This is a genomic window from Lutibacter sp. Hel_I_33_5 (assembly GCF_007827455.1).
GTDB lineage: Bacteria > Bacteroidota > Bacteroidia > Flavobacteriales > Flavobacteriaceae > Polaribacter.
In genome coordinates, this window is record NZ_VISM01000001.1 from 1,317,254 (window position 1) to 1,337,098 (window position 19,845).

The 19,845-nt window shown below is 30.1% G+C and carries 16 protein-coding genes and 1 tRNA gene; 8 read left to right on the forward strand and 9 right to left on the reverse strand.

Annotation, left to right across the window (positions count from 1 at the left end):
- Entirely contained in the window at positions 1-723 is a 723-nt protein-coding gene (locus OD91_RS05790; RefSeq protein WP_144895445.1) for a tRNA1(Val) (adenine(37)-N6)-methyltransferase, read from the reverse strand.
- Positions 724-824: 101 nt separating this feature from the next.
- Here OD91_RS05790 and OD91_RS05795 point away from each other — a divergent pair, with 101 nt between their 5' ends.
- On the forward strand, positions 825-1,475 hold the full coding sequence (locus OD91_RS05795) for a peptidoglycan-binding protein (RefSeq protein ID WP_144895446.1): 651 nt from the start codon (positions 825-827) through the stop codon (positions 1,473-1,475).
- A 13-nt stretch (positions 1,476-1,488) separates the two neighbouring features.
- Here OD91_RS05795 and OD91_RS05800 read toward each other — a convergent pair.
- From OD91_RS05800 to OD91_RS05810, 3 genes are all read right to left on the reverse strand, one after another.
- A tRNA-Ser gene (locus tag OD91_RS05800) sits at positions 1,489-1,573 on the reverse strand.
- Positions 1,572-2,099: a ribosome maturation factor RimM gene (rimM, locus tag OD91_RS05805; protein WP_144895447.1), complete on the reverse strand. Its 528-nt coding sequence runs from the start codon at positions 2,097-2,099 to the stop codon at positions 1,572-1,574. The genes OD91_RS05800 and rimM overlap by 2 nt, the downstream gene beginning before the upstream one ends.
- A gap of 17 nt (positions 2,100-2,116) precedes the next feature.
- Positions 2,117-2,695, reverse strand: coding sequence for a 30S ribosomal protein S16 (locus OD91_RS05810; protein ID WP_144895448.1), 579 nt, complete (start codon positions 2,693-2,695; stop codon positions 2,117-2,119).
- 335 nt (positions 2,696-3,030) lie between these two features.
- On the opposite strand from OD91_RS05810, the gene dnaE reads away from it, so the two are divergent.
- From dnaE to OD91_RS05825, 3 genes are read left to right on the forward strand one after another with little or no spacing between them, the layout of a single operon-like run.
- Positions 3,031-7,368, forward strand: coding sequence for a DNA polymerase III subunit alpha (dnaE, locus tag OD91_RS05815; protein ID WP_144895449.1), 4,338 nt, complete (start codon positions 3,031-3,033; stop codon positions 7,366-7,368).
- Positions 7,369-7,392: 24 nt separating this feature from the next.
- Complete coding sequence (locus tag OD91_RS05820) at positions 7,393-9,225, forward strand: hypothetical protein (RefSeq protein ID WP_144895450.1); 1,833 nt, start codon at positions 7,393-7,395, stop codon at positions 9,223-9,225.
- A gap of 2 nt (positions 9,226-9,227) precedes the next feature.
- Entirely contained in the window at positions 9,228-9,908 is a 681-nt protein-coding gene (locus OD91_RS05825; protein ID WP_144895451.1) for a hypothetical protein, read from the forward strand.
- On the opposite strand, the gene gldA is transcribed toward OD91_RS05825, so the two are convergent.
- Positions 9,905-10,798 carry a gliding motility-associated ABC transporter ATP-binding subunit GldA gene (gene gldA, locus OD91_RS05830; protein ID WP_144895452.1) on the reverse strand — a complete coding sequence of 298 codons (894 nt, stop codon included), beginning with the start codon at positions 10,796-10,798 and terminating at the stop codon, positions 9,905-9,907. The genes OD91_RS05825 and gldA overlap by 4 nt on opposite strands.
- 94 nt (positions 10,799-10,892) lie before the next feature.
- Here gldA and lipB point away from each other — a divergent pair, with 94 nt between their 5' ends.
- Entirely contained in the window at positions 10,893-11,597 is a 705-nt protein-coding gene (gene lipB, locus OD91_RS05835; protein ID WP_144895453.1) for a lipoyl(octanoyl) transferase LipB, read from the forward strand.
- A 96-nt stretch (positions 11,598-11,693) separates the two neighbouring features.
- Here the strand turns inward: lipB and OD91_RS05840 are convergent, their stop codons facing one another.
- The gene (locus OD91_RS05840; protein WP_144895454.1) at positions 11,694-12,746 is read right to left on the reverse strand and encodes a nucleoid-associated protein; all 1,053 of its coding nucleotides are present in this window, start codon (positions 12,744-12,746) and stop codon (positions 11,694-11,696) included.
- A gap of 59 nt (positions 12,747-12,805) precedes the next feature.
- Entirely contained in the window at positions 12,806-13,405 is a 600-nt protein-coding gene (locus OD91_RS05845; protein WP_144895455.1) for a ribonuclease HII, read from the reverse strand.
- An 84-nt stretch (positions 13,406-13,489) separates the two neighbouring features.
- Here OD91_RS05845 and OD91_RS05850 point away from each other — a divergent pair, with 84 nt between their 5' ends.
- Both OD91_RS05850 and OD91_RS05855 read left to right on the forward strand, forming a co-directional pair.
- Positions 13,490-15,454 carry a putative porin gene (locus OD91_RS05850; protein WP_144895456.1) on the forward strand — a complete coding sequence of 655 codons (1,965 nt, stop codon included), beginning with the start codon at positions 13,490-13,492 and terminating at the stop codon, positions 15,452-15,454.
- Between the two features lie 38 nt (positions 15,455-15,492).
- A complete protein-coding gene (locus OD91_RS05855; protein ID WP_144895457.1) occupies positions 15,493-15,726 on the forward strand; it encodes a hypothetical protein in 234 nt (77 codons plus the stop codon).
- A 156-nt stretch (positions 15,727-15,882) separates the two neighbouring features.
- Here the strand turns inward: OD91_RS05855 and nhaC are convergent, their stop codons facing one another.
- Positions 15,883-17,349, reverse strand: a complete 1,467-nt coding sequence (nhaC, locus tag OD91_RS05860; RefSeq protein WP_144895458.1) for a Na+/H+ antiporter NhaC — start codon at positions 17,347-17,349, stop codon at positions 15,883-15,885.
- Between the two features lie 78 nt (positions 17,350-17,427).
- On the opposite strand from nhaC, the gene OD91_RS05865 reads away from it, so the two are divergent.
- On the forward strand, positions 17,428-18,447 hold the full coding sequence (locus OD91_RS05865) for a metal-dependent hydrolase (RefSeq protein WP_144895459.1): 1,020 nt from the start codon (positions 17,428-17,430) through the stop codon (positions 18,445-18,447).
- A 50-nt stretch (positions 18,448-18,497) separates the two neighbouring features.
- On the opposite strand, the gene OD91_RS05870 is transcribed toward OD91_RS05865, so the two are convergent.
- Entirely contained in the window at positions 18,498-19,715 is a 1,218-nt protein-coding gene (locus OD91_RS05870; protein WP_144895460.1) for an aminotransferase class I/II-fold pyridoxal phosphate-dependent enzyme, read from the reverse strand.
- Positions 19,716-19,845 lie beyond the last annotated feature (130 nt).

Consider the following 19,845-nt stretch of genomic DNA (forward strand, 5'->3'; position numbering starts at 1 on the left):
TTACATTTTTAAATAAAAATCTTTAGTCAAATCAATATACTCTTCAGTGTATTGATGACGAGCAATTTCTATAACCAATTCTTTTTCTTTTATTTCTTTTTGATGAAAAGAAAACTCTAAAAGACTACGTTTTATTTCTGATGTTTGAGTTCCTTTAATTCTACAAACACTGTTTAAAAACATATCATTTTCTAAAGTCAATCCTATAATATTCTCTTCTTCTTTATAGGGAACGATCAAAGCAAAAGTTCCTGTTTTTGACAAAATTTTTGAAACTCCAGAAATCAATTCTTCAAAAGATAAAGAGGATGTAAATCGCGCTTTATTTCTAGCGGCATTATCAGTTTCAAAATCATCTGAATAAAAAGGAGGATTAGAAACAATTAAATCATAGGTTTCCTCTTCTTCAGCTAGTTCATTAGCAAAATCTTGAAAAGAGGAATTATAACAAAATAACCGATCTCCCCAATCTGATTGTTCAAAATTCTCTACTGTTTGTTCGTATGCATTTTCATCAATTTCAACAGCATCAATAGTCATTGCATCAGAACGTTGCGCTAACATTAACCCGATAAGTCCTGTACCAGAACCGATATCTAATATACTGTCTGGAAAACCATCAATAGAACACCATGCGCCTAATAAAACACCATCAGTTCCAACTTTCATAGCGGTTTTATCTTGATGAATGGTAAACTCTTTAAATTTAAATGGTTTGTTCATATAAAATGCAAATCTAACTTTACAAGTTTATATAAATTCCTTTTTTAGTAAGTTTTTACCTATTTTTGTTAAAGAACGACCATTCTGTAAATAAAACCATTATGAAACAAATCATCATTTTTCTACTTCTAATCATTGCCTTTTTTATTGGTTTTGGAAAGTATCAACAATATAAAAGATATCATACTGAAGAAGTTAATTACAAAACAGCAAAAAAGATTGATGCTGATTATCATAATAAAGAGGTTCTCTTAAAATATTATGAAGCCATTGAAGATATAAATAGTTTTGTTAAAATGGAATGGACGGCAAATGATATAGATGTTAGAACACCTGAGGATGATGATGCAGAAACACAACGCGCTATAAAAAATTATTCAAAAAAAATAGCAAAGATTAAATTCTATGAAGACATCCTTGAGAACTCTTTACAATTAAAAGAAAAAGGATTATCTAATAAAGACATTAAGTTTTTAGAAGAAACTGGACTAGATTATAAATCACATCAAAAAAATCTAAAATTCGATAAAATAAAAGGATTGTATAATTCAGAAATCAAAATATACAATGGTAGAAAAAGTCCATTAACATTTGAAGTTCAAAAACAACTTACAAAACTTGGTTATACATTAGATATTGATGGGGCTTATAGACAAGAAACTATTAATGCTGTTAAAGATTTTGAAACTAAAAACAACCTTCTATCTGATGGGTTATTAGATGTTATAACTTTAGAGAAGTTGTTTGAATAACCAATAAAATTTGCAGAGAGGAAGGGATTCGAACCCTCGATACGTTGCCGTATACACGCTTTCCAAGCGTGCGCCTTCGACCACTCGGCCACCTCTCTAATTTAAATACAAGTCAATTAATCCTTCTGGAGTTTCAACATGTATTGTTTTATGCTCTCTATCCACTTTTTTGATAAAATCGTCTATCATAGGAATAAAGATTTCTTTACCCTCATTATCAATTTCAAAAAGAGGCTGTGCAGCTTTATCATTTATATGAACAAGTACACCAACGTCACCAAAATTTACATCAACAACTTTAAAACCTATAACTTCATGATAATAAAATTTATCGCCCGAAAGTTTAGGTAGTAAATCTAAAGGCAAATACACGCCAGATTTTAAAATAGCATCTGCATCTTCTTCAGAATACACATCTTCAAACTGAACACGTAATTGATTTCCTTTATGCAAAGAACTTTTTTCAATAAAAAATGGAACCAAATTATTGCCTAAATCGACATAAATTGATTCCATTCCTTTATATAATTCAGGTTCGTCTGTATCTAATTTGATAACAACTTCACCTTTAAAACTGTATTTTGTAACGATTTTGCCTAAATAAAAACAATCTTCTTTATGCATTATCGAAATAAATAACGTTACTCTGCAGCTTTATCTTCAGCTCTTGCCTCTGTTGCTTCTTCAGCAGCAGCTTCAACCTCTTCAGTTGCTTCTTCAACAGTTTCTGTAGCCTCAACCGCTTCTTCTGCAGCAGTTGCTTCTTCTTCTACTTTTTGTGCAGCAGCAATTCTTGCTTCGTTTACAGCTTTTTCAGCTTCTAAAGCTTTTGCTATAACATCCGCTTTTGCTTTTGCTAATTCTTCTTCTTTAGAACTTACTTTACCAGTTTTTTCTTCTAACCAAGCATTAAATTTCTCTTCAGCTTGCTCTTCTGTTAAAGCTCCTTTTCTAACTCCACCAGCTAAATGATTTTTTAACATTGCTCCTTTATACGACAAAATTGTTCTTGCAGTATCTGTAGGTTGTGCTCCGTTTTGTAACCATTTAACAGCTCCATCAACATCTAAATCAATAATTGCTGGATTTACATTAGGATTATACGTTCCTAATTTTTCTAGGAAACGACCATCTCTTTTAGCTCTAGAATCAGCAGCTACAACCCAATAAAAAGGTTTTCCTTTTTTACCGTGTCTTTGTAATCTAATTTTTACAGGCATTCTTTGTTAATTTTGTAAGGTACTCGACCTTGATTATTAATAATCTTACCATCTCGTGATAAGTGGGCGCAAATGTACAAAACCTTTTTAAAACTAAAACACTAATTATCAATATATTTTACACCTTTTTGAGGCGTTACCACGTATCATTCCTTACACTCATTTTTTACGTGGTTGCACTTTTCGCGTTACACGGCAACTTGCTACAATCGCTAACACAGCAGTACGTAAACTATCAACATTCCGTTAATAACTTACAATCAAAAATCTTTCAAAAAAACGTATTTTTACATTCCGTTTAAACAATTAAAAGCAACTACAAATACACACCTTTCATGTATTTAATTTTCGATACCGAAACTACTGGTTTACCTAAAAGTTGGAATGCTCCAATTACGGATACTGATAATTGGCCAAGAGCCATACAAATTGCATGGCAATTACATGATGAAATGGGTATTTTACTAGAAAGTAATGATTTTCTAATTCAACCAGACGGATTTAATATTCCTTATGATGCTGAAAGAATTCACGGTATCTCAACAGAGTTAGCCCAAGAACAAGGAATTTCATTATCAGAAGGACTTGATGCTTTTAATAATGCGCTTCAGAAAACAAAGTTTATTGTTGGTCAGAATGTAGGTTTCGATATCAATATTATGGGATGTGAATTTCATAGACTAGGTGTAGAAAGTAATTTAACATCCCTCCCACTTCTAGATACCTGTACAGAAAAAACAGCTTTTTTATGCCAGTTGCCTGGCGGACGTGGAGGAAAATTTAAACTACCTACATTAACAGAGTTACATAAACATTTATTTGGTATTCCTTTTAGTGATGCGCATAATGCAACTGCGGATGTTGAAGCTACAACACGATGTTTTTTAGAACTGATAAGATTAAGGGAATACACTAAAGAACAGTTAGATGTAGATCAAAGTTATTTTAAAAACTATTCCGAAGCCAATCCAAAACCAATACGTTTAATTGGTTTAAAACACATCAACCTTAAAAAGGAAAGTGATAAAATAAGAAAGCGATTAGAAAAAACGCTAAATAAAGAAATTACAGAAACTTCATCCGAAGAAATTGAAGCTTTAAAGGACGCAACTTTTGCGCATTTACATAATCATTCTCAATATTCTGTACTACAATCTACAACTCAGATTGGTAATATTGTAAAAGCTGCTGCAAACGATAATATGTCTGCAGTTGCTATAACCGATACCGGAAATATGATGGCAGCTTTTCATTTTGTGAAAGAAGTTATCAATCATAATAAATCAGCAGGAAAACCATTAAAAGCTATTGTTGGTTGCGAATTTAATGTTTGTGAAAATCATTTAGATAAAACAAAAAAAGACAACGGTTATCAAATTGTTTTATTGGCAAAAAATAAAAAAGGATATCATAATTTAGCTAAAATGTCTTCTATTGCTTTTGTTGATGGCTTTTATTATATCCCAAGAATTGATAGAGAAATCATCAAAAAATATAAAGAAGACGTTATTGTTTTAACTGGGAGTTTATATGGAGAAGTTCCAAGTAAAATTCTTAATGTTGGCGAAAAACAAGCCGAAGATGCATTACTTTGGTGGAAAGAAGAATTTGGTGATGATTTTTATATCGAATTGATGCGTCATAATCAACAAGATGAAAAAATTGTAAACGAAACCTTATTAAAATTTGCTAAAAAACACGATGTAAAAACAGTTGCTACTAACAATACTTTTTACTTAAATAAAGAAGATGCCAATGCACATGATATTTTATTATGTGTAAAAGATGGCGAAAAACAAGCAACTCCAAAAGGACGTGGACGAGGATATCGTTATGGATTACCAAACGATGAATACTATTTTAAGTCTTCTGAAGAGATGAAAAAACTCTTTGCAGATGTTCCAGATTCAATTATAAACATTCAAGAAGTAGTCGATAAAATTGAGCCTTTTGTTTTAGCGAGAGATGTTTTATTACCCGCTTTTGATATTCCAACTGAATTCCAAGATAAAGAAGATGAAAAAGATGGTGGAAAACGAGGAGAAAACAATTATCTAAATCATTTAACTTACGTTGGTGCTAAAAAACGGTATGGAGAATTAACAGAAGAATTAAAAGAAAGATTAGATTTTGAGCTAGAAGTAATTGAAAAAACTGGGTATCCAGGATATTTTTTAATTGTTGAAGATTTTATTAGAGAAGCCAGAAAAATGGATGTTTCCGTTGGTCCAGGGCGTGGATCTGCGGCAGGTTCAGTTGTTGCCTATTGCCTTTGGATTACGAATATAGACCCTATTAAATACGACTTACTTTTTGAGCGTTTTTTAAATCCAGAACGTGTATCAATGCCCGATATTGATATAGATTTTGATGATGAGGGACGATCTAGAGTCATGGATTATGTTATAAATAAATATGGGGCTAATCAGGTTGCGCAAATTATTACTTACGGAACCATGGCTGCAAAATCTTCCATTCGAGATACTGCTAGAGTTTTAGATTTACCACTTTTTGAAGCGGATAGAATTGCAAAATTAATCCCAGGAATTAAGCTGAAAAATATTTTTGGTGATGATGATAAAAGTAAAGGTAAAGTTGCTGCATTACGTTCCGAAGAAAAGCAATTAGTTGAAGAGCTTAGAACAATTTCTTACGGAAATGATCTAGCTTCAGAAACTATAAATAAAGCAACTATTTTAGAAGGTTCAGTTAGAAATACAGGGATTCATGCTTGTGGAGTTATTATTACGCCAAGTGACATTACAAATTATGTTCCAGTAGCTTTAGCTAAAGATTCCGACATGTATGTTACCCAATTTGATAATTCAGTCGTAGAATCTGCTGGGTTATTAAAAATGGATTTCTTAGGACTAAAAACACTGACTTTAATTAAAGATACTGTAAAAATTGTTAAAGCGAAACATGATGTTGATTTAGATCCTGAAAATTTTCCGCTAGATGATGAAAAGACATATGAGTTATTTCAACGAGGAGAAACGGTAGGGATTTTTCAATATGAATCTCCAGGAATGCAAAAACACATGCGCTCTTTAAAACCGACCGTTTTTGAAGATTTAATTGCCATGAATGCTTTGTATCGTCCAGGACCAATGGAGTATATTCCTTCTTTTATTAACCGTAAACACGGAACTGAAGATATAGAATACGATTTACCTGCCATGGAAGAATATCTTTCTGAGACCTACGGAATTACGGTATACCAAGAGCAAGTAATGTTACTATCGCAAAAGTTAGCAGACTTCACCAAAGGTGAAGCAGATGTTTTACGTAAAGCGATGGGTAAAAAACAAGCTGCAGTTTTAGCTAAAATGAAGCCTAAATTTGTAGAACAAGCTTCTGCCAATGGACATGATGCAGAAAAATTAGAAAAAATCTGGAAAGACTGGGAGGCTTTTGCATCCTATGCATTTAACAAATCTCACTCAACTTGTTACGCTTGGATTGCTTATCAAACTGCCTATTTAAAAGCGCATTATCCTGCAGAATATATGGCTTCCGTTCTTTCAAATAATATGAAAGACATAAAAACAGTTTCGTTTTTTATGGAAGAATGCAGACGAATGGGCTTGGATGTATTAGGCCCAGATATTAATGAATCTTATAGTAAATTCTCTGTAAATAAAGAAGGCGCAGTTCGTTTTGGAATGGCAGCCATTAAAGGTGTTGGGAGTTCTGCTGTAAAAGCGATTATTGAAGAACGAAAAGAAAACGGAAATTACACCTCTATTTTTGATGTTGCTAAACGTGTAGATTTACGTGTTGCTAATAAAAAAGCCTTTGAAGGCTTAGTCTTAGCTGGCGGATTTGATTCATTTGAACAAACCCACAGAGCACAATATTATGTAATGGATGAAAAAGAAATTCCATTTATTGAACGTGTTTTAAAGTTTGGAAATAAATACCAAGAGAATCAAAACTCATCTCAAGTTTCTTTATTTGGTGAAGCTTCGGAAGTACAATTTGATGAACCTATGATTCCGCTTTGCGATACTTGGGGAACCATGGAATTACTAGCTAAAGAAAAAGAAATGATTGGGATGTATATTTCTGCGCATCCGTTAGATGATTTTAAAAACGAATTGAAATTTTGTAATGCTAATTTAAGTGCTTTTAAAAGCGATTTATCAAAATATATCGGTGCTAATTTAGCCTTTGCAGGAATTATTGCCGATGTACAACATAGAGTTTCTAAAGCAGGAAAAGGTTGGGCTTCTTTTTTTATTGAAGATTATAATGAAAATCATGAGTTTAGAATTTTTGGTGAAGACTACCTAAAGTTTAAACACTTTTTAGTCCCTAATTCTTTTTTATATGTGAAAGCTACAATTCAAGCAGGATGGACAAATAAAGAAGGAGTACAAGGCGAACCAAGAATTAAATTTACCGATTTTAAACTACTACATGATATCATGGATACCATGTGTAAAAAAATAACCATAAAAGTTCCTGTTCAGCAAATTAATGAAGCTACCGTTGTTGGTTTAGAAAATATTTTGAACGTTAAAAAAGGCAAACAATCTTTATACTTTACTATTTGGGATGCTGAAGAAGAAATAGAACTTAATGTGATGAGTAGAAATACAAAAATTGAGGTTTCTAACGAATTTTTACAGACCCTAGACGAACAGCGTATTAATTATAAGTTGAATTAGTATATTTGTTAAAAATTAAATACTATGAAAAAAATTGCTATTTGTCTAGCACTTCTTTTTACAACCATTTTTCTTGTTAAATGTAATTATAAATTTGCTGAAGATTTTTATAAAGAGATTGAAGTTACTGAACCAACTGCTTCTTTAGCATTATTAAATTTTAAAGATGGAGAGGTTTACAAAGAATCCAAAAATATAAATTTTATTTACTCTGGAGACAATAAACATAGATTATTCCTAATACAGATTTTCATAGATGATAAATTAGAGATAGATACTAATGAATTTAGAGGAAGTTTTTATATAGATTCACAAAAACTTTCAGAGGGTAAACATAAAATCAAAATTGAATATTCTTTTTCTTCTGGAACAGGTAGTTTAGCAGATATTGGTAATCTTGAAACTTATTATGTTGTTGAAGAATTTAGTTTTTCAATTGATAAATCAATAGCTGATCCTTTTTCTATTACAAATGTTAAAATAGAAGATGGTACAATAAATATTTATTGGGAAGAGATATTAGATTACAATTTTGAAGAAGCTTATCTAATAGTTAAAAATAATAATAGAGAAGTGAAAAAAGAAATTCTTTCTATAGATATATTAAAATCAAAAAAATATAATGATAATTTTAGTGTTACAGGAGATTTATCCTATCAAATAATACTTCATAATAATTTTGATTCTGTAGAGAGTAATATAGTTAATTTAGAAAATATAGATTTACCAATACCGACATATAAAATTTTAAATGAAAATAAAGCTAAAATTTCCATAGGTAAACATATTTTATATAAAAACTTTGATTCATATATTTTTTCATCTAGTTTAAATAATAATCAAAAAATTGAAATCGATAATATTGGGGGGAGTTTAGAGTTAAATTTTGAAAAAAAAAATAAGCTCGATGAGCCTTTTTATAGTCGGTTTTCTTTATTTAAGAATAATATATATGTTGATGATATATCTTTTAATATTTATTGGGGTAATAAATTTGATTTGAATGATGTGAGTGTCGAAGAATATATTTATGACAAGAAAACTTCTGCTTATTATGCTTTAGAATTAGAAGGTCCTCAAACTTATCAATCTCCTAGAACTGTAGTTATTTATAAATTAAGTAATCATGACATGTCAATATTAAAATTCTCCAAGTTAACAACTGTCTTTGAAGAAACTTCAGATTTGGTTCTAGACCCTTTTACAGGTAATTTAATTATAGATTTAAAGAACAAATCTTTAGTTATAGATATAAATAATCTAAACATTATAAAAGAATATAATTCAAAAGATTATTTTTCGTCAGATAGTTTTAAAGTTATGTATAGAAATGGAAGAGTGATAATAAATGAAAGTTACACTAATCAAACATATATCTACGATTCGCAAACTAAAAAACAACTTCATAACTTGAATATCAGATATACAGACTTATCAGATAGTGGAAATTACTTTTGGGATAGAGGTAGTAACGTTTATAAAATAGAAAACTTAAACATAACTAAAACTTATACAATTGAAGCAACCGGATACACCTCTAATTTTAAATTTATCGATGGTCAAGATCGTTGTATTTTTAATAGATTTTATGGATCCCCTTATCTAATGGATTTAAAGTCAAATATTAGAATTCAACTGAGTAATTCTACAGATGTAAGAAAATTTGAATTTGACAATATAACCAATAAAGTATTGTTAAGATTTTATGGTGAGGCTTCCCTTATAGATTTAGATAGTGATAAAACTTATAATTTTGAATATAATTCTGATAATGAGCACAGAGGTTATAAATTAAAGATATTGAATAATAAATTGATATCATCAAAAGGTTATTATTTAGATTATTTTGAAAATTAATTATGAAAAAAATTTATCTAGTATTTTTATTTACATGTTCTTTAATGTTTTCCCAACAAGGAAAAATATTTATAGAGACTAACTTCAATACATTCTCTCATTCTAATTTATCATCTTTTTCTCAAGAATTTAAAAATGATTTATCTGAGATACCTTTAAAATTACAAGATGACTTTTCTGCTAATATTGGATTTACAATTGGCTATACAATTATAGAATCTGACTTATCAATATTTGCAAGCTATAATGCTACAGGTGGAAAATTATCTTATTCAGATTATTCTGGAGTAATTAGATTAGAACAACCCTTAAATGCTATATCACTTGGAGGTATGTATTTGGTTGATTTAGATGAATTCAATACTTTTAAACTAGGTTTCAAAGGATTCGCTATGTATTCTAGTTTAGAAGTGAATAGTTATTCAAAAATAGGAAATAATGTAAATCAAGACTCTTTAAGTTTTAATTCTTTTGATTTGGGTGTAGGTGCTTCTTTAATTTACGAGTACCCAATTTCATTTTTTTACCTAAGAGCAAATGTTGGTTTTGATTTAGTTTTTGGTAATAAATTAATATTTAGCCAAAATAATGAAGCTCATCTTATTAATAATTCCAATGAAGATGTAAAAACGGGTTGGTCTGGTTTTAGATCTGGTTTAGGCATTGAAATACCTATTGATTAACTAGTTAGCTCTCTGAACAAGTTCTCTAAGTTTTTATTTTCGGCATTTAATCCAAGTATTTTTAATCCATTTTCTTGTGCAAAATCAAAGATTTTAGGTCGCATATCTTCTTTTGAATTAAAAACCAATGTCCAATTGTTTTCAGAAGTATTTTTATAAGAAGTTATATTTGGTAAACGCTTTATAAATTGTTCTTCTAATTTATAATCAAACGTAACTTTTATAAATTGTTCTGTGCTTGTTTTTAATTCTGCTATAGGTTTATCAATAACTATTTCACCTTTATTTAGAATAATTACTCGATCACAAACCGCTTCTACTTCTTGCATAATATGTGTAGATAACAATACTGTTTTATCTTTCCCTAATTCTTTAATCAATGCTCTAATTTCAACTAACTGATTTGGATCTAAACCTGTAGTTGGTTCATCTAGAATTAAGACAGATGGATTGTGTAAAATAGCAGCTGCTAGACCTACTCTTTGCTGATAGCCTTTAGATAATTGATATATTTTTTTATGGGATTCAGAAGTTAAGCCAACTTTCTCAATTACTGTCGTAATTTCACTTTTTTCAACCTTAAAAATAGAAGCTTGATATTGCAAATATTCTCTAACATACATTTCTGTATACAAAGGGTTGTGTTCTGGTAAATACCCTATACTTTTTTGAGCTTCGATTTGAGAAGTAAGCATGTCAATTCCATTAACTAAAATTGAACCTTCAGTTGGTTTATAAAACCCTGTCAACATTTTCATGGTTGTAGATTTTCCAGCACCATTTGGGCCTAAAAAACCTACTATTTCTCCTTTTTTTAATGAAAAAGAAATATCGTTTACTGCTTTTTGTGATTCAAAAACTTTAGATATAGAAGAAACTACTACAGACATACATCAAAAATAACTGATTTATTCAGTAAACGAAACATTCTTACGATTAGTTTATGATAAGTTCCTATTTTAAATATTTATCTTTGTATTCTGAATGAATAAAAAAATTATTTTACAAGATTTAGGTCTTAAAGACTATAAAAATACTTGGGACTTTCAAACCGATTTGCTACAAGAAACGGTTGATATTAAAATAAGTAACAGAAGAAATGACAAATTTGAGACTACCAATAATCATTTTCTATTTGTAGAACATCCACATGTTTATACTTTGGGTAAAAGTGGCGATTTATCTAACTTGTTATTAAACGAAAATCAGCTTAAAGAAAAAGGAGCTACTTTTTATAAAATAAATCGTGGAGGAGATATTACATATCATGGTCCAGGACAAATTGTAGGGTATCCTATTTTAGATTTAGAGAATTTTTTTACCGATATTCATAAATATCTTCGCTTACTTGAAGAGACAATCATTTTGACCATTACCGAATATGGCTTAAAAGGTACAAGAAGTAAAGGTGAAACTGGAGTTTGGCTGGATGTTGGAACTCCTTTTGCTCGTAAAATTTGTGCTATGGGAATTCGTTCATCACGTTGGGTAACCATGCATGGTTTTGCTTTAAATGCGAATACAAATTTGGGGTATTTTGATAATATTATTCCTTGTGGAATTCGAGGTAAAGCTGTGACAACCATGGAAGCTGAACTTGGCAAAAAAGTTGATTTAGAGGAGGTAAAACAAAAAATTTTAAAGCACTTTAAAAATTTATTTGAGGTTGAAGAGTATATTATTAAATAAAAAACAACAGAAAAGATTTCTCGACTCCGCTCGAAATGACATATTCTTTATAAACTAAACTAAAACATAACAACTAATCACTAAGAACTGAAAACCCTACTTTTCTTCGTTAAAATATACTTTGTAATACTTCATTTTCTTTTCTTCATCATAGCCTCTTTCTAAATATTCTGATGAAGCATCTGGAGCATCAACATCTAATTTTATACTAATATTTGTATCAAGTTTAATCTCTGTTTTTAACTTAGATTTTTCTTTCTTTAAAACTACGTTAGAAACATCAAAATTATTTCTGATTAGCACATCATTTAGAGTTTCGAAATGTTTTTTATAATCTTCAAAAAGCTCTTTGTGCTTTTCTTCTTCAAAAACATCATCTTTAAAATCATGATAATCTACAGCTTCATGCTCTTTAAAATAATCAACTGTACTTGCTAAAAAATTACCTTGTTCTTGTTTACCAAATTCTGGTTTAATTACTTCTTCTGAAAACTCTTTACACAGTTCTAAATAATTTTGAGTATGTGAATTATAATCGTCCGCAAACTTTACACTTAAGAAGTTTTTAATCCAATATTGCGCATCATAATTATTATTATCTACGGATAAAACAACGGTTCCTTCTACATCAGACGTATTTAAAATCAAACAACCTTTATCTATTTTCTTAGTACTTATGCCTTGCTGAACAACTACGTCAAAACTCTCATTATCATCTAAATAACTCTGAAAAAAGTCAACTTTATTTTCAATTTTAAAAACACCAACTGCTTCTGTTAACACATCGTTATATTCTATTCCTTCAATAAAAGCTACAATTACATCACCTGTTTTTATTTGAGCTGAATTAGATTGCTCATATAAATGATTTACAATATTTTTAGAATATTCTACAAAGGTACTTTCATCCTTAAAAATCTCTGTTGCGTAATTATTTACTTCGTTTAAACGAACATCTGCATGATGAGAAAAACGATAACTCTGTGATAAATTAACAAAGGGTTTTACCAAAAAAGAACGCATTAAATCATAACTTTCTTGATCGAATCTGATTAAATCTTCAGAAAAAACATTATGTCCACTATTATATTTATTAGCGACTTTATGAAGTATACATTTGGTGATTTCTGCTTTGGTTTTTTTAATCATCTATCAAAAAATTTGGATGGTAAAAATAGAAAAAGTTTAGTGATGATTTTAAAGAATTATTACAATTCTAACTTTAATTGTTCTGGTAACAATTTAAATGTTTTTCTATGGTGAATTGTGGCGCCAAATTCACGTATTGCATTTCTGTGTTCTTTGGTTGGATATCCTTTATTTTTTTTCCAATTATACATAGGAAATTCTTGATGAATCATAGCCATATACTCATCTCTATAGGTTTTCGCTAAAACTGATGCTGCAGCAATACTCATAAACTTGGCATCTCCTTTTACAATGGTTTTATGTGGAATGTCTTTATAGTCTCTAAACTTATTTCCATCTACAATAATATATTCTGGTATCATTTTTAATTGATCGATAGAACGATGCATACCAGTAATAGAGGCTTGTAAAACATTAATTTCATCTACTTCTTCTTGATATACAAATGCAACACCAAAAGCTAATGCGTGCTTTTCTATATATGGGCGTAAAGCCTCTCTTTTTTTCTCAGAAAGTTGCTTAGAATCGTTTAATAAATCATGCTTAAAATCTTTAGGTAAAATAACCGCAGCTGCTACTACAGGTCCGGATAAACAACCTCTCCCTGCTTCGTCTGTTCCTGCTTCTAAAGAAAACTTGCTATAATTAAGTTTTAACATCACAACAAATTAACAATTTAGATTGTAATTATTCACATTTTTTTTCGTTTAAATATTTTACATTTGCGCTAGTTATCATTCTCTATGAAGAAAATTGTCTTACTAATATTTCTAAGCTTATTTATTGGGAGTTTAACATCTCTATCCCAGGTAAGAAGAGGTAAAACAGGAAGTTCTAATGGTAATGTCACACAACTTAATGATTCTTTAAGAAACAAAAGTGAAATTACTGTAACGTTAAGTGGCAAAACCAAGTATACAGATTACAAAATTATATCTCATAAAAAAGATACAACAGTCGTTGATACAACCTTAACTATTCAAAAAGAATACAAATATAATTTTCTACGCAAAGACAATTTTGAATTATTAGCCTTTCATAATCAGGGGCAAACTTTTAATAATTTAGGATATAATTTTAGAGATATTTCTGCAATTCCTGATATTGGTTTTAGGGCAAAACAGTTTGGTTATTTTAACGTAGAAGATGTGAAATACTACAAAGTTCCAACTCCTACTACAGAAATTTTATATAGAACTGGCTTACAACAAGGACAGGTTCTAGACGCAATATTTACTTTAAATTTTAATCCAAGATTAAATGTAGCCATGTCTTACAAGGGGCTAAGATCTTTAGGACAATATAGAAGAGCATTGGTTAGTTCGGGTAATTTTAGAGGTTCTTTTCACTATACAACTAAAGAAAGTCAATATTCATTAAAAGGACATATTACTGTTCAAGATATTTTAAATCAAGAAAGTGGAGGCTTAACAGATGAGAGAACTCAAAGCTTTATTGATGACGATCCAGAATATAGTAGTAGAGATCGATTAGATGTAAATCTAATCGATACCGAAAACTTATTTGAAGGTGAGCGATATTATTTTCAACACGATTTTAAATTACTTGGTAAGAAAGATTCTTTAAAGCAAAAAGATTTTACAAATCTAAAAATAGGACATACTTTTTCTACTGAAAATAAACGTTATAATTTTACTCAAGGAGCTGTTGTAACTGCATTTTTTGGAAATGTTAGCGAAACTGGTGCTGTAAATGAAACTGTAGAAAACAGATTAACTTCTAATCAGTTCTTCCTAGAATTTAACTCAAAATATATTTTAGGAACTTTTAAAGCTAAAATTAAACTAAGTAGTTATGAATATGGCTACAACAGATTAGTAAATAAAACTATTGGTGCAATAAATAACACAGACTTAACTGGAGATGCTGTTTCTTTTGGTGCCGATTGGAAAGGAAGAATAAGTGATTTTCAAGTTATTGCAGATGCTACTGTTACTCCTGGTAGTGGACGTTTGGCTGGGAATCATTTTAAAGGGGAAATGCAATATAAAAAAGACAGTCTTTTTACAATAAAAGGAAGTTTATTATTAAATTCTAAATCCCCGAATTTTAATTTTCTTTTACATCAAAGTGTTTATGATTCTTATAATTGGGAAAATAATTTCAACAATATTAATACTAGAAATTTAGGGTTTAATTTTAATTCTAAATGGATAAATACTTCTGTTGATTTTACTAACATTGAAAACTACACTTATTTTGATGAAACCAATGCTCCAAAACAAACAAATCAATCTATTACCTACCTTAAAGTAAAAGCTAATAAAGAATTTAATTTTTGGAAATTATATTTTGATAACACCATCATGTATCAAAATGTAAGCAGTGGAAGTTCTGTTTTTAGAGTGCCTCAATTAGTTACTAGGAATACACTTTATTATCATGATTCATGGTTTAAAGGTGACCCGATGCAAGTTCAAATTGGTGCAACTTTTAAATACTTTTCTAAATATAAGGCGAATGCTTACAATCCACTTTTAGCTGAATTTACTTTACAAAACACCACTGAAATAGGATATCCTACAATCGATTTGTTTTTTAATGCTCGAGTGAGAAGAACCCGTATCTTTTTTAAAATTGAAAATGCTGGCGCTGGCTTTGGTGATAAGAATTATTTTTCAGCACCTAATTACCCATATAGAGATTTAGTAATCCGTTTTGGATTAGTTTGGAATTGGTTTATTTAATCCTAAATCTTTTCCAAAATAAAGGACTTTATAATAAAATGAAAAATAAGCTTAAAAAAAACTGGAAACTATTTCTAATTGCTAGTTTAACCTTAGGATTAGCTCCTTTTAATCCGCCACATATTTTAGGAAAGCTCAAATGGATATTGGGCGGAAATGCTTTTTCGTCTGAAAATGGTATGCTAGCTCAAGATTGGTTTGATGTGTTACTGCATGGAGGCCCGTGGATATTACTTTTTATTTCTATTTTTTTAAACATTCGTAAAAAGTAAAATTTAAACAATCATTTCTGAGATCATTTTTTCGGAAACGGTTAATTCTTCTGTTCAATCTTTAATTTATTGTTTAGAATATCCCCAAAAATCTTTAGATTTTAATGCAACTTCTGTTATTAATTTTGCATCAGAAATAGCTGCAAGAACAATCATTTATTTTGTAGTTAATTGTCTAATTTTAATTCTAAAAGCTGCAAATAATAAAGTTGTGAATGGTGACAACCAGTTAAAAATTGCATAGGCAAAATATTCTCCAACCCCTACTCCCAAAACTCCAGATTGATAAGCTCCACAAGTATTCCACGGAATTAACACAGAAGTTACGGTTCCAGAATCTTCTAAAGTTCTACTTAAATTTTCTGGCGCCAGTCCTTTATCTTCATATGCTTGCTTAAACATCTTACCGGGTATTACCAATGCTAAATATTGATCTGAAGCAATTACATTTAGTCCTAAACAGCTAATAACTGTACTCGCAAATAAACCAAAAACAGAACTCGCAACAGATAATAATACTTTTGTGATTTTAGCTAAAGCTCCAATTGCATCCATAACGCCTCCAAAAACCATTGCACAAATAATTAAAAAGATTGTCCAAAGCATTCCGTTCATCCCTCCGGAAGAAAATAATTCAGTTAACTTTTCATTATCTGTTGTTATCTGTGTATCGGACAAAACTGCATTTATAATTGCTTGAAAATTTGAGTTGGATATGCTTGATAAAACATCAGATTGAAAAATAAATGCAAAAACTGCGGCTAAAACAACACCAGTTCCTAAAGCAATCAATGGTTTTGTTTTCATTAATATCATAGCAATTACAGCTACAGGAACTAAAAATAACCACGGAGTAATATTAAAAGTTGAATCTATACTCGCTAACAAATTACTTATATCTGCACTTCCACTTGTATCTATTGTTGCACTTAAAATAATAAAAACAATAAGTGTAATTATAATTGTTGGCACTGTTGTGAACGCCATGTATTTTATATGTGTAAACAAATCTGTCCCTGCCATTGCTGGCGCTAAATTTGTTGTATCGGAAAGTGGTGACATTTTATCTCCAAAATAAGCTCCAGAAATTACAGCTCCAGCAATCATTCCTGATGGAATACCTAATGCACTTCCAATTCCAATTAATGCAATACCAACAGTTGCAGAAGTTGTCCAAGAACTACCTGTAGCTATTGAAATAATTGCTGCAATAATAACTGTGGCTGGTAAAAAAATTTCTGGACTTAACACCTGTAAACCATAATAAACCATTGCAGGTATTATTCCACTCACCAGCCAAGTTCCAGCCAAAGCACCTACCAAAAGCAGTATCAGTATTGGCACAAAAATACTTTTCCAGTTTTCCCAAACCTCGGCAATCATCCTACTAATAGAAACCTTATTAAAAAATCCAACTGCAGCTGCAATCACCCCGCCAATTAATAATATATATTGATTAGAATAATCTCCAAACCAAGCTCCATCTGCATAAAAAATATTATACGCCAATAAACCCATCAATAAAACAACAGGAATTAAAGCTTCCCAAATGTTTAATTCTTTGTTATCTACAATTTTTTGATCTTGGATATTTATTTCAGAAATATTTTTTTCGTCTTGCATTTCACTAAGTTTAGTTTTGTAATGTTACGATTTTGTAAAGAGGTATGCAAATCAAAACTGTTTACTACATTTGTGATAATGGATTCATTAACTCAGATTGTTTTAGGTGCTGCTTGTGGCGAAATCATTTTAGGAAGAAAAATTGGTAACAAAGCTTTATTATTTGGAGCTATTGGTGGTACAATTCCTGATTTAGATGTTTTTATTGGCGAATGGATGTATACTAATGAAATTGATGCTATGGCTTTTCATAGAGGTTTTATGCATTCATTATTGTTTGCCGTTTTTGGTTCTTTTTTCTTTGGATGGATTACTCACAAACTTTATAATACTAGAAGTAGAATTGGGACAACAACTCAAAAAAATTGGATTTGGTTATTTTTCTTATCCATGTTTACACATCCTATTTTAGATAGTTTTACGCCTTACGGAACACAGTTATTTGCACCTTTTTCTGATTATAGAGTTGCCTTTAATAACATTTCCGTTGCAGATCCCTTTTATACAATTCCATTTCTGTTATGCTTAATTATTTTACTATTTTTTAACAGAAAAAGAACGCGAAGAACTTGGTGGCTAAAAACTGGAATTTATATTAGTTCCGCATATATGTTATTTACTATTGGGAACAAACTATACATGGATTCAGTATTCAAAAAATCTTTTGATAAAGCTGGAATTTCTTATTACCGTTTTTCTGCTCAGCCAACTATTTTAAATAATATTTTATGGTACGGAATTGCTGAAAATGATGAAAATTATTATGCAACTTTTTATTCTTTATTTGACAACAATGACTTAGCTGATAAAATATTAGTGATTCCAAAAAATCATACAACTATTGACATTCATCACCCAGATATTAAAACACTAACTTGGTTTAGTAACAACTATTTTAATCTTTCCAAGAACGAAGACGGAACTTTTAGTTATGTAGATTTACGCTATCCAATGTTAGATCCAGACAACAAAGATTCTTCGGTTTTTAGATTCACCCTTTTAAAAGAAAATGGACGTTGGGATATTTTACCTTTTCGAGGAAATCCTCCAAATAAAGAAGATTTTTCTAAATTTTTAGAGCGAATAAAAGGGATATAAAAAACTAAATCAAAAAATAAAATATTCTCAGCTTAGTTTTTGGGAATAAATTAAGTGAACACTTCTTCTTTTAAAACACCAATTTCAAGCATACAAGCTTTCATCATAAGATAGGTACGTTCTATATTGTTATCTAAACCAATCGAAAAACGAATTAATCCATCTGTTAAACCCATTTCCATTTGTTCTTCTTCAGGAATTTCTGAAGAAGTAGAACTTCCAGGTGCAGAAAATAATGTCTTATAAAACCCTAAACTGACTGCTAAATAACCTAAATTCTTATGTTGCATTAACTCCATCAATTCATTTGCTTTTTCTAAAGAACCAACATCAACGGTTAACATACCACCAAAACCATATTCTGTATTCATCATCGATTTAAAAAGTTGATGTGATGGATGTGAAGCTAATCCAGGATATACAGTTTTTAATCCATCAGCTTCAAATTTATCAGCTAAAAAAGCAGCATTTTTACTATGTTGTTTCATCCTTATGTGAAGTGTTCTCATATTTTTTAAAATAGACGAAGCTCGTAAACTATCCATCGTTGAACCTAACAACATACTAGCACCATCATTTACATTTCTTAAATTATCGACAAACTCTTGTGTTCCGCAAACCACACCACCAACAGTATCCGAAGAACCATTGATAAACTTTGTTAAACTATGTACTACGATATCCGCACCTAATTTTACAGGTGAAATTGACAAAGGAGAAAACGTATTATCAACCACCAATTTTAAATTATATTTTTTAGCTAAAGCTGATAAACCAGAAATATCTGCAACTTCTAACAATGGATTACTCACAGATTCACAATACAAAACTTTAGTGCTTTTTGTGATGGATGCTTCAACAACATCTAATTTTGTGATGTCTACAAACGTAGTTTTTATTCCTAGCTTTGGAGTGAAATTTTTAAGAAAAGCATACGTTCCTCCATAAATGGTTCTACTAGAAACTATATGATCTCCTACTTCACATAATTGTAATAATACTGGTGTAATTGCTCCCATTCCAGATGCTGAGACATTTGCTGTTTCGGTTCCTTCCATTGCTGCCAAAGCTTCTCCTAAATATAAATTACTTGGCGTTGTATGTCGAGAATATAAATAACAACCATCTGCATTTCCTTCAAAAGTATCGAACATTGTTTTTGCCGAAAGAAAAGTATAGGTAGATGAATCTGATATCGAAGGATTTACACCTCCAAACTCACCAAAATACTGTAAATCTTGAATGTTATCAGCTGGATTAAATTTCATATCTGTAGTTTATCTGAACACAAAAAAACGATTAAACAGAAATAAAATCAATATTAACTTATAAATATAGATTATTTATCTAAATTTATCTTAAATTACAGTTTTAAAAATTAATTTCAACTAGAAAAAG

What these genes read in the sequence shown, in the direction of transcription:
- OD91_RS05870 (WP_144895460.1), bottom strand. Translation starts at nt 19,715, where the DNA reads ATGAAATTTAATCCAGCTGATAACATTCAAGATTTACAGTATTTTGGT.
- OD91_RS05845 (WP_144895455.1), bottom strand. Translation starts at nt 13,405, where the DNA reads ATGTTAAAACTTAATTATAGCAAGTTTTCTTTAGAAGCAGGAACAGAC.
- nhaC (WP_144895458.1), bottom strand. Translation starts at nt 17,349, where the DNA reads ATGCAAGACGAAAAAAATATTTCTGAAATAAATATCCAAGATCAAAAA.
- OD91_RS05790 (WP_144895445.1), bottom strand. Translation starts at nt 723, where the DNA reads ATGAACAAACCATTTAAATTTAAAGAGTTTACCATTCATCAAGATAAA.
- gldA (WP_144895452.1), bottom strand. Translation starts at nt 10,798, where the DNA reads ATGTCTGTAGTAGTTTCTTCTATATCTAAAGTTTTTGAATCACAAAAA.
- OD91_RS05825 (WP_144895451.1), top strand. Translation starts at nt 9,228, where the DNA reads ATGAAAAAAATTTATCTAGTATTTTTATTTACATGTTCTTTAATGTTT.
- lipB (WP_144895453.1), top strand. Translation starts at nt 10,893, where the DNA reads ATGAATAAAAAAATTATTTTACAAGATTTAGGTCTTAAAGACTATAAA.
- OD91_RS05855 (WP_144895457.1), top strand. Translation starts at nt 15,493, where the DNA reads ATGAAAAATAAGCTTAAAAAAAACTGGAAACTATTTCTAATTGCTAGT.
- OD91_RS05795 (WP_144895446.1), top strand. Translation starts at nt 825, where the DNA reads ATGAAACAAATCATCATTTTTCTACTTCTAATCATTGCCTTTTTTATT.
- OD91_RS05850 (WP_144895456.1), top strand. Translation starts at nt 13,490, where the DNA reads ATGAAGAAAATTGTCTTACTAATATTTCTAAGCTTATTTATTGGGAGT.
- OD91_RS05810 (WP_144895448.1), bottom strand. Translation starts at nt 2,695, where the DNA reads ATGCCTGTAAAAATTAGATTACAAAGACACGGTAAAAAAGGAAAACCT.
- OD91_RS05865 (WP_144895459.1), top strand. Translation starts at nt 17,428, where the DNA reads ATGGATTCATTAACTCAGATTGTTTTAGGTGCTGCTTGTGGCGAAATC.
- rimM (WP_144895447.1), bottom strand. Translation starts at nt 2,099, where the DNA reads ATGCATAAAGAAGATTGTTTTTATTTAGGCAAAATCGTTACAAAATAC.
- OD91_RS05840 (WP_144895454.1), bottom strand. Translation starts at nt 12,746, where the DNA reads ATGATTAAAAAAACCAAAGCAGAAATCACCAAATGTATACTTCATAAA.
- OD91_RS05820 (WP_144895450.1), top strand. Translation starts at nt 7,393, where the DNA reads ATGAAAAAAATTGCTATTTGTCTAGCACTTCTTTTTACAACCATTTTT.
- dnaE (WP_144895449.1), top strand. Translation starts at nt 3,031, where the DNA reads ATGTATTTAATTTTCGATACCGAAACTACTGGTTTACCTAAAAGTTGG.